At 68.7% G+C, this 10,423-nt stretch carries 9 protein-coding genes; 7 read left to right on the forward strand and 2 right to left on the reverse strand.

Annotation, left to right across the window (positions count from 1 at the left end; translation table 11 throughout):
* Positions 1 to 9: 9 nt before the first annotated feature.
* Complete coding sequence (locus HFP15_RS28835; protein WP_168519911.1) at positions 10 to 645, reverse strand: hypothetical protein; 636 nt, start codon at positions 643 to 645, stop codon at positions 10 to 12.
* A gap of 29 nt (positions 646 to 674) precedes the next feature.
* The gene (locus HFP15_RS28840) at positions 675 to 1,727 is read right to left on the reverse strand and encodes an FCD domain-containing protein (RefSeq protein WP_168519912.1); all 1,053 of its coding nucleotides are present in this window, start codon (positions 1,725 to 1,727) and stop codon (positions 675 to 677) included.
* 176 nt (positions 1,728 to 1,903) lie between these two features.
* On the opposite strand from HFP15_RS28840, the gene HFP15_RS28845 reads away from it, so the two are divergent.
* Genes HFP15_RS28845 through HFP15_RS28875 form a run of 7 tightly spaced genes read left to right on the forward strand, consistent with a single transcriptional unit; the run spans position 1,904 to position 10,423 of the window.
* The gene (locus HFP15_RS28845; protein WP_210718005.1) at positions 1,904 to 3,172 is read left to right on the forward strand and encodes an ABC transporter substrate-binding protein; all 1,269 of its coding nucleotides are present in this window, start codon (positions 1,904 to 1,906) and stop codon (positions 3,170 to 3,172) included.
* A complete protein-coding gene (locus tag HFP15_RS43020) occupies positions 3,169 to 4,062 on the forward strand; it encodes a carbohydrate ABC transporter permease (RefSeq protein ID WP_210718006.1) in 894 nt (297 codons plus the stop codon). The genes HFP15_RS28845 and HFP15_RS43020 overlap by 4 nt, the downstream gene beginning before the upstream one ends.
* Complete coding sequence (locus tag HFP15_RS28855; protein WP_168519913.1) at positions 4,059 to 4,958, forward strand: carbohydrate ABC transporter permease; 900 nt, start codon at positions 4,059 to 4,061, stop codon at positions 4,956 to 4,958. Before HFP15_RS43020 ends, HFP15_RS28855 begins: the two co-directional genes overlap by 4 nt.
* Before the next feature lies 1 nt (position 4,959).
* Positions 4,960 to 6,870 carry a DUF8034 domain-containing protein gene (locus HFP15_RS28860; RefSeq protein WP_168519914.1) on the forward strand — a complete coding sequence of 637 codons (1,911 nt, stop codon included), beginning with the start codon at positions 4,960 to 4,962 and terminating at the stop codon, positions 6,868 to 6,870.
* Between the two features lie 12 nt (positions 6,871 to 6,882).
* Positions 6,883 to 7,662 (forward strand): RraA family protein, encoded by a 780-nt coding sequence (locus tag HFP15_RS28865; protein WP_168519915.1) that lies wholly within the window; start codon positions 6,883 to 6,885, stop codon positions 7,660 to 7,662.
* Between the two features lie 57 nt (positions 7,663 to 7,719).
* Positions 7,720 to 9,603, forward strand: coding sequence for a right-handed parallel beta-helix repeat-containing protein (locus HFP15_RS28870; RefSeq protein WP_168519916.1), 1,884 nt, complete (start codon positions 7,720 to 7,722; stop codon positions 9,601 to 9,603).
* Between the two features lie 55 nt (positions 9,604 to 9,658).
* Positions 9,659 to 10,423 (forward strand): enoyl-CoA hydratase/isomerase family protein, encoded by a 765-nt coding sequence (locus HFP15_RS28875; protein WP_168519917.1) that lies wholly within the window; start codon positions 9,659 to 9,661, stop codon positions 10,421 to 10,423.

Consider the following 10,423-nt stretch of genomic DNA (forward strand, 5'->3'; position numbering starts at 1 on the left):
CCCGCCCGGTCAGGAGCGTCCCTCCCGGCTGCCGAGGTAGGCCATCTCCCGCGCCTTCGCCAGCCAGCCCGGGTACAACGTCACGCCGGGTGGGTGGTTGAGGATCGGGTCGAAGGCGGGCAGCGCGGCGTCGGCGCACACCGTGTGCAGGCGCAGCAGCGCGATCGGCCGGGGGACGTCCGTCGCGCTCGCCTCCGCGATCACGAGCTCGAACCCGCCGCCGCGGACCAGGCGACGGGCCGCGCGCAGGGAGGCGTCGACGTCCGGCTGTCCCCTGGCCGCCTGTGCGAGCAGCCACCGCGGCCGCCCGTCGACGCGGTACGGCATGAGGCTGCTGAAGGGGCGGTCGCACCAGCCGGACGACGGGAACGGCACGACCCTGCCGAACGGCCCCACCGTGGAGAAGGTCAGGTCCCACTGCCCGGTTTCCAGCGGCACCCGCACGGCCAGCCCCAGCACGTCCCGGAACCCCTGCGGCACCCCGGCGCCCTTGGACAGCCTCGCCCGGACCTCGGTCGGCTCCTCGGGTAACAGCCCCCGTCCGAGCGCGGTCACAATGCCGTCGGCCAGGATTCCCTTGGGGTGAAAGGCGCGCGCGTCCCGCACGTGGGCGAGGGCGCCGAAGGCGGAGCGCAGCGGTCGCATAGGGCCAGTATTGCCGCGCGGCATGCGACCTAATCCATCGACGAACCGTGGCCCGCCGCGTGGGCGGCGAACAGGCGTTCCGCGGTGTCCGGCTCGCCTGCCGTCAGTGCCGCCAGCAGGTCGGCGTGCCGTTCGGCCATGGCGGGCCAGTCGCCCGCGTAGAGCGGGTTGCCGACCACGCGCAGGTTCCACATGCTCGACTCGATCGTGCGCCAGATGCGGTTGAGAAACGCGTTGCCCGCCGCCGCGCACACTTCCCGGTGGAAGGTCAGGTCCGCGTCGCGGAAGGCGCCGATGTCCCCGCGCCGCGCCGCTTCCCGCATCGCCTCGACGGCGGCGGCCATCGCGTTGCGCGACCGCGGCCGCATGTCGGTCGCGGCCTGCCGTGCGGCGTAGCCCTCGATGAGCACGCGCACCTCACGCACCTCGCGCGCCTGCTCCTGGGAGATCTCGGCGACGTAGTTTCCCCGGTGCGGCAGGGAACTGACCAGCCCCTCGTGCGCCAGCCGCTTGATCGCCTCCCGCGCGGGTGCCTGGCTGGTGCCGAGCTGGCGCGCGATCTCCGCCTCCACGAGCCGCTGCCCCGGCAGCAGTTCGCCGTTGACGATGCTGGTGCGCAGCAACTGGTACACGCTGTCGGACAGCAGCCCCTTCGGCAGCCGGCCGGCGACCGCGGTGCGCGGCGGCTCGCTTTCGCTGTGCTCACGCCAGATCCGCGCGACGGTGGACTGCGACAGGCCGACCGACCTGGCCACCGAGCGTGTCGAGGGCACGCGCTCGCCGCGCCGCGCCTGCGAGATCGCGGTGACCACGAGCCGTTCGGCTTCCGCGCGGTCCGGGCTGCGGGGGCGGCCGGCGCGGGGCGCGTCGGCGAGCCCGTCCAGCCCGCGCTCGACGAACCGGTCCCGCCATTTGCCCACGGTGGCCGGGCTGACGCCCAGCGAGGTGGCCAGTTCGCGTTGCGACAGGCCCTCGGCGCAGCCGAGCACGATCCGGCTGCGGACATTGCGCGATCCGCTCTCGTCGGTGGCCCAGGCGAGCAGCGTCGATCGCTCGGCCTCGGTAAGGCTCAGCGGCGCCATGTAGGCCACCATACCGCAATTTGTGGTTCAGCTTCTTATGACTCGAAACCTGAAAAGTTCACGAACTTCTTGTCAAAACTGCTGGTTGACACCGCATTGTCGGCGGAAGTAGAACTTAATCGCTACTCGTTCGGCGAATCAATAAATCCCTTGCCGTTTCTCGATGAGGAGGAGCGATGCGTCCTGTACGCCCGCGCCGGGCCCTGCTGGGCCTCGCGGTACTGATGTCAGTCGTCGTCGCGGGCTGTGGTGGCGGAGGCTTCTCCGGTTCCAGCTCCGACGGCACCGGCACCGGCAAGATCCGGGTGCTGGTCAACATCACGCCCAACCTGACCCAGGCCTACTGGGACAGCCTGGTCAAGCCCTTCGAAGACGCCAATCCCGGCGTCGACGTGGTCATCGAAGCGCCCACGGGCAAGAGCGTCTCCGACACGCTGCAGCAACAGCTCGCGGCGGGCAGCGCGCCCGACGTGGTGGAAACGCTGATGGCGGATAAGACCCTGGCCCCGCAACTGCTCGATCTCACCGACGAGAGCTGGGTGAAGGGCACGCCACTGGTCGATCAGGCCGCGCTGGACGGCAAGATCTACAACGTCGGCGTCGGCGAGCAGGCCCAGTCGCTGATCTTCTACAACAAGCAGGCCTTCGCCAAGGCCGGTATCACCGAGATGCCGAAGACCTTCGACGAGCTGACCGCGGCGATGGGCAAGCTCAAGGCCGCCGGTTACCTGCCGATGCAGACCTCCGGTGAGTACGTGACCGGCCTGCAGGTGCTGCAGATGGCCGACCCTTCGCTCGCGCAGACCGCGCCCGCCTGGCACCAGGACATCGCCGCCGGGAAGATCAAGGCGGGCGAGTCGATGATCCCATACTTCAAGCTCTACCAGTCCTGGATCGACGCCGGCTACATCGACAAGAACGCGCTCGGCCTGAAATACGCCGACGCGCAGCAGCAGTTCTTCTCCGGCAAGTCCGCGATGTTCCCGATGGGCAGCTGGTTCACCGCGTCGGTGGCAGGCGCCAAGCCGGGATTCGACGTCGGCGTGATCCCCGCTCCCGTCCTCAATGGACAGAGCAGCCCGGGTCCGCAGGGTGCCACGATGGCGGCCCCGTACATGATCATGAAGGGCACGCAGCAGAAGGCGCTCGCGCTGAAACTGGTGCAGTGGCTGGTGACCGACCAGCAGGCGGTGGTGAGCCAGCTCAAGCAGGACGGCAACTTCCGCAGCGGCATCACGCGTGACTTCACGCCGCTGGAGGCCGACGTGCAGAAGATCCTCGACTCGGCACCGGCCAAGGTCGCGCAGGGCGAGGGCTACGGCGACGCCACACTGCCGCGCGGGTTCAACTCCGCGTTCAACAGCGAGGTCCAGGGCCTCTACATCGGACACTCGCCGGAAACCGTCGCCGAAGGTGTCGACCGGTGGGTGGGAGCGCACAAGTGAGCAGGCCGCGCGGGAGCACCCGTGGGCATGGCGTGGCCAACGCGGTCATGGTCACGCCGGCCACGGCGCTGTTCTGCCTGATGCTCGTCGTCCCGGCCGGTCTCGCGATCTACCTGAGCCTGACCGACTGGGACGGCTACAGCGCCAGCCCGCAGGTCGTCGGCGGCAGGAACTACGCCGATCTGGTGCGGGATCCCGAACTGCGCGAGGCGGCGTTCGTGACGGTGCTGGCCGCGGTGGTCGGCACGGTCGCGATGAACGCGCTCGGGCTCGGGTTCGCGTTGCTGGTGAACAAGGCGTCGCGGCTGAACTCGGTGCTGCGGATGATCCTGTTCTACCCGCACGTGCTCAGCGCGCTCGTCGTCGGTTTCCTGTGGAGCGCGATCCTCGGCACGACCGGCGCGGTGAACAGCTTCCTCACCAGTCACGGCGCGGACGTCCTGCCGTTTCTGTCCGATCCGGTCTGGGCGCGGGTCACGCTCGTCGCGGTGCTCGTGTGGGCCGGTTTCGGCGTCAACGTCGTGCTGTACGTGGCGGGGCTGCAGTCCGTGCCGCAGTCGCTGGTCGAGGCCTGCCGCATCGACGGCGGTTCGCGGTGGCAGGTGTTCCGGCACGTGACGCTGCCCTCGATCGCGTCGGTGATGACGGTGAACATCGTGCTGTCGCTGATCACCCTGCTCAAGACCTACGACCTCGTCGTGTCGCTGACCGCGGGCGGTCCGGCGGGCCAGACCCAGACGCTGGCCTATCTGATCCTGTGGAACTCCTTCCACGACGGCAGGCTCGGGTTCGGTTCGGCGCAGTCGGTGGTGCTGATGGTGCTCACCGCGGCGCTGGCACTGGCCGTGACCCGGCTGCGCAAGCGCGCCGACCAAGGAGCGATGGCATGAGCACAGTGCTCGACAAGCCCGCGGTGGCGGCGAAAACGGCACCGGCGCCGAAGAAGACCCACGGTCGTGCCGGCGTGGGAACCGTGCTGCGGTGGGTGTTTCTCGCGCTGGTCGCGGTGTTCATGCTGGTGCCGCTGTACCTGCTGGTGGTCAACGCGTTCAAATCGCAGCAGGACATCCTGTCCCAGCCGTTCGGCATTCCCGGCTCGCTGACCGCCGAGCACATCGTCAAGGCGCTGAACAACCCGCAGTTCAACATCTTCAAGGGCTACGCGGTCACGATCGGGTTCGTGCTCGCGGTCAACGTCCTGTCGATCGTGCTCGCCGGGCCCGCGGCCTATGTGATCGCGCGCAGTCCGAAGAAGCGCTACCGCTGGCTGATGGTGCTGTTCCTGGCGGGTACGTTCATCCCGAGCCAGGTGCTGATCATTCCCGTGGTGTACGTGCTGAAGACGCTGCAGCTGATGGGCACCGTGCCGGGCTATCTCATGTTCGAGACCACACTGACACTGCCGTTCTCGATCTTCCTGTACGCGGGCTACATCGCGACGATCCCGCCCGAACTGGACCAGGCCGCGGCGGTGGACGGCGCGGGCAGGCTGCGCACGTTCTGGCAGATCGTGTTCCCGCTGATGAAGCCGGTGGTCGCCACGATGGTCATCCTCAACACCTTCTCGGTGTGGAACGACTTCGTGAACCCGCAGACCCTGCTGGCGCCGGGCAGCGGTCTCTACACCGTGACCACCGGCATCTACGCGGCGGTCAGCCAGTACCAGACCGACTACACGGTGGTGTTCCCGACGTTGCTGCTGGCCATCGCGCCGCTGCTGGTCTTCTTCGTCTTCATGCAGCGGCACATCATCAGCGGCCTCACGGCCGGGTCGACGAAGGGCTGAGATGACCGAGATCCCACGGGTGACCGCGAGCGTGCCGACCGGGTCACCCCCGGTTTGGGCTGTGCTCCAACGGCGGCTGTTCGAGGTGAACGACCACGCGTGGCGGGCTTTCGCGGCCCGCTACACCGAAGACGACGGGCGGCTCGTCTATCGCGGCGAGGCCGCGAGCCGCGACGGCGCGGACGATTTCTACGAGGCGTTCTTCAACTGGCCGACGCTGTATCAGCTCGGCGGCGCGGACGATCTGCTGGAACAGAGCAAACGGCACTGGACCGGCGTCACCGCGCAGCTGAGCGAACTCGGCTATCTCGTGGACGAGTACGAGCGCGGCTACGACTGGTTCCATCAGGGCGAGTCGATGCTGTTGTTCTACGGCATCTGCGCGGCCGACCCCGCCGACGAGTCCTTCCGTGAGCGTGCGTACCGGTTCGCGGAGCTGTACCTGCCGGGTTCGGCCAACTACGACCGGGCCACCCGCACGATCCGCGCGCCGCACAACGGCGCGGGTGGTCCGCGCTGGGGCATCAACGAGGAATGGACGAGCTACGCCGCCGAGCTGACCACCATGCGCCCGTTCGGCCTGCCGCTGCGGGACCTGCCCGGTATCCGTGACTGGTCGGATCTGGCCGATCCCGCCAACGCCGCGCGCATGGGCGCGGCGATGATCGACCGCATCGGGCGCGGCGACACGGCGGTGAACATCGCCGCGACGAGCCTGGCCGTCAACGCCTGGCTGTACGGGCACGAGGACCGGCTGGCCGACTGGGTGCTGGAGTACCTCGGCGCGTGGCAGGAACGTGCGCGGGCCAACGGGGGAGTGCTGCCGGACAACGTCGGCCCCTCGGGCACGATCGGCGAGCTGCACGGCGGACGCTGGTACGGCGGCAACTACGGCTGGCTGTGGCCGCACGGCGTCTACAGCGTCGGCGCCGCCGCCGTCGTCGGCGCGCTCAACGGGTTCCTGCTCACCGGCGACGCGGGGCGGCTCGATCTCGGCCGCGGTCCGATCGACACGGTGCTCGAACAAGGCATCCAGGGCGCGGTCACCGAAACCGAGATGAGCATCAGCGACCGCTGGCTGGCCGAACTCGGCGAGGAGGCGGCCAAACCGACCCTGCTGGTCCCCAACCGGCACGACGACAACGGCTGGTTCGACTACCAGCCGCCGCAACTGGGGCTGTCCGCGTGGCTGTGGCAGGCGGCGATGCGGCCGGAGGACCGGGCACGGCTGGACCGGCTGCGGGAGGCCAGCGGCTACGACTGGTGCACGGTGCGGGGCTTCCGCAACAAGGAGGAGGCCGGACACGAGGCGCCGTGGCTGGAGTTCCTGCGCGGTGCCAACCCCGGCTATCCCGAGCGGATACTGGCCGCCGCGATCGGCCAGGTGCAGCGGCGGATGGCGTTGATCGACACCGACGAGGCCGATCCCGCGCGGATCCACGTGCACCATTGGCAGCGGCTCAACCCGGTGCTGACCGAGGCGTTGCTGCACCTGACCACCGGCACCCCGCAGGTGCTCTACAACGGCGGCCTGCTGCCGACCCGGCTGTCCTATTTCGACCTCGACCGGAACCGGCCGGGCCTGCCACCGGACATCGCGGCGCTCGTGCACGAGGTCGAGGACACCAGGATCAGCGTCGAGCTGGTCCACAGTGGACTCGCCAGGACGAGGCGGGTGCGTGTCGACGCCGGCTCATTCGGCGAACACCGCATCGACCGCGCCGTCGTCACCGAAGCCGACACCGGCTATCCGGGCGACCCGAGGGCTTACACCGCGCCGGAAAGCACGCCACGGCGGCGGGAACTGCCGGTCGGCGGTCCGCGCCTGGAAGTCGTGCTGCCGCCGGGGATGAGCATCCGGCTCGAACTCGGCCTGACCTCGCGCGCCTACCGGCCCGCGCATCGACAGTGAGGAGCTGCAGCAGTGGAAGACAACGGCCAGTCCAGCGATCCCGTGTGGCCGCTGCCGGTGCGCGGCGAGGATCCGGGGCCCGCAGACGCCGAGCACGTCAAGCGGCTGGAACGGATCAGCTCCGCGACCGCCTGCGCCAAACTGCACGCGCAGGGCATCCGCCGGACCTTCGTCGAGGGACCGCGCCCGCTCAACCGCGGCGCGAAGGTGTCCGGCCGGGCGGTGACGCTGCAGTTCATGCCGCAGCGCGAGGACGTCGCCTCGGGACTGGGGCAGGAGTACATCGAGCGCAGCACCGCGCTGTGGGCGGTGCTGGAGGAGATCGAGCCGGGCGACGTGCTGGTGGTGCAGGCGTACGGAAGCGCTTACACCGGCTGCTTCGGCGACATGCTCGTGCGCTACTTCAAGCGCAAGGGCGGTGCGGGCATCGTCGTGGACGGCTGCATCCGTGACTCGCCGCGCGTGGCGGATCTCGGGGTGCCGATCTGGTGCACCGGCACCACGCCGCACTACGCGTCGCAGGCCGAGCTGTTCCCGTGGGCCTACCACGTGCCGGTGGCCGTCGGCGGGGTGCTGACCCTGCCGGGTGATCTCGTCGTCGCCGACGACGACGGCGCGGTGATCGTGCCCAGGCGCCGCGCCGCCGACGTGATCGAGGCGGCCGCCGACCACGAGGAATGGGAACGCTTCAGCCGCGCCCGGCTCGAAGAGGGCGCACGGCTGTCGGACTACTACCCGCTGACCCCGGACAGCCGCGCCGAGTACGAGGCCTGGCGCCAAGAACGGAGGTGACGCCGAGGGGCCTACGGAGGTGTAAGGGGGCGTCCGTTTTCGTGATGAGGAGACTCAATGCAGAGTAGGTGGCGTCACAGAATTGTCAAGCCGCTGGCCTTCGCGGCCATCGCGGCACTGGGCGTGGGAATACCCGCGGCCTCGGCCAACGAGACGGCCAGGCCGTGCGATCCGAAGCAGATCTACGTGTCCCCGCAGGGAAGCGACGCGAGCAACGGGCAGGAGCGCGCGCCGTTCAAGACCATCGAGCGGGCCCGCGACGAGATCCGGGACAAGGGGCTGAACAAGCCGCAGTCCATGAAGTGCGATGTCGTGGTGAACCTGGCCGCGGGCGACTACCCGGTGAGCCGGACCGTCGACTTCTCCGACGCCGACTCCGGCACCGGCGGGCACAAGGTGATCTACCGCAGTGCCGACGGCCCTGGCAAGGCGCGGTTCCTCGGGGCCGAGCCGATCACCGGCTGGGAGAAGACCGGCAACGCCAACATCTACAAGGCGAAGTTCGACCCCAGCAAGCCGTTCTACACGCTGTTCGAGAACGATACGCGGGCGACCACGGCCCGCTATCCCAACCGCGGCACCGACGACACGTGGGCGCCGTATCTGACCTCGGCCCGGCCGGAGCCGGACAAGGAGGCCGTGCACCAGTGGATGTACTCCAACCCCGGTGACTGGAACTCCAGCTGGGACCTCTCGCAGGCCTCGGCGGTCGTGTGGTCCGGCGGCAGCTGGAGCTGGTTCACCGACACGGTGCCGATCCTGGACGTCAACTACAAGAAGAACCAGATGACGCTGAAGTACTGGACGCGCTATTCGCTGGTCAACAGCGACGGCGGATCGCGGTACTTCCTGCAGAACTCGCTGTCCTTCCTGGACACTCCGGGCGAGTACTATGTGGACTACAAGAACGGCGAGGTCTACTACTGGCCGCGCAGCGGTTCGATCGACAACGTGACCGTGTTGCGGCCGACGGTGAAGACCGTGCTCAACGTGGCGGGCGGTTCGGCGCAGAACCGGGCGCACGACATCACCTTCGACGGCCTCGCGGTGCAGTACAGCGACTTCGTCGACTGGTACCGCAACGGCTGGATCAGCGACGGCGACTCCGGCGAGGTGCACAAGTACCCGCAGTACGACCGCCAGATCGAGATGCCGAGGGACCGCTTCGGGGCCATCACCCTGACCAACACCTCGAACATCACGTTCCAGGGGCTGCACCTGTCCGACACCGGATACACCGGCGTGTACGCGTTGTTCGCCAACGACCACCTCACCGTCCGGGACAGCCTGCTCGAGCACATCGGCGCGGACGGGATCAAGGTCGAGGGCGGTTATCCCGGTGAAGGCGATCTCGCGGGGTACAACCTGTTCACCGACAACTACATCCACCACTACGGCGAGCTGGTGCCCGGCGACGCCTCCGGGGTCGAGCTGATGGACACCGGGCACAACGAGGTCAGCTACAGCTACATCGACCACAGCGCCCGCTACGGGGTCAGCCTCGAATCGCGGCCCGAGGTCGCCAACGCCGACAACTACAACCGCGGCAACACGTTCAAATACCTCAACATCCAGCACGCCGGGCTGGACTCGGGTGACATGGGCGCCTTCTACACCTACGGCGTCAGCAACGTCGAGCCGTACCAGAACGACAACACCGCGAACCAGATCGTCATCGGCGACGTCATCCCCGACGCCTCGATGCCCGACTCCGGCACGCGTGGTGTGCACATGGACGCCGGTGGCTGCGGGTTCACCTTCACCAACATCCAGGTGGGCAAGGTGACCGACGACAAGTACCAGTCCTACAAGTGCAACACGGTCGAGAACGCCAACTGGCTGGCGGATTTCGACGCTTCGAAGATGGAGTACGACAAGATCGGCGTGACGGGTGCGTTCCCGTACCAGCGTCCGCCGGCGACCGTGCCGCCGGTCGGCTGATCCGGGCGGGCCCGGCCACCCCGCGTGGCCGGGCCCTTTCCAGAAAGAGTCCGCAATGGATGAACTGTGTTGTGAGCTCGACGGCCCGGTCGCCGTCGTGACGCTGAACCGGCCGGCCAAGGCCAACGCGATCACCGCCGAGATGGCCGCCGCGTTGCGGGAGACGGCGGCCAGGGTCGACGCCGACCGCGCGATCCGGGTGATCGTGCTGACCGGCACCGGAAAGGCCTTCTGTGCCGGCAGCGACATCCGCGGGCTGGACGACTACCCGCTGCCGTGGGACTTCCGCAACCGCGACGACTACGGAGACATCGTGCGGTCGATTCGCAAACCGGTGATCGCCGCGGTGAACGGGTACGCGTTCGGCGGCGGGCTGGAGATCGCGATGGCCTGCGACATCCGGCTGGCCGCGACCACGGCGAGCTTCGCCGCGCCGGAGATCAAACTGGGCTGGATCGGCGGCAGCGGCCAGTCCGTCCTGCTGGCCAACAGCGTCGGGCCGAGCAACGCGGCGCTGATGCTCATGACCGGCGACCCGATCGACGCCGGCCGCGCGTTGTCGTGGGGACTGGTCAGTGAGGTGCACGAGCAGGAGGACCTGGTGCCCAGAGCGCGGGAGCTGGCCGAGGTGATCGCCTCCCGCGCGCCGATCGCGGCCGAGTCGGCGAAGGCGAACCTGCGTGCGGCGTACAGCATGCCGCTGGACCAGGCGATCCGCTACGAACGCGATCTGCAGACGTTCTGTCTGTCCACTCAGGACGCCGGCGAGGGTCGCGCGGCCTTCGGCGAGCGGCGCGAGCCGCGGTTTCAGGGGTACTGA

The sequence above is a fragment of the Amycolatopsis acididurans genome, from assembly GCF_012328925.1.
In the GTDB taxonomy this organism is placed as follows: domain Bacteria; phylum Actinomycetota; class Actinomycetes; order Mycobacteriales; family Pseudonocardiaceae; genus Amycolatopsis_E; species Amycolatopsis_E acididurans.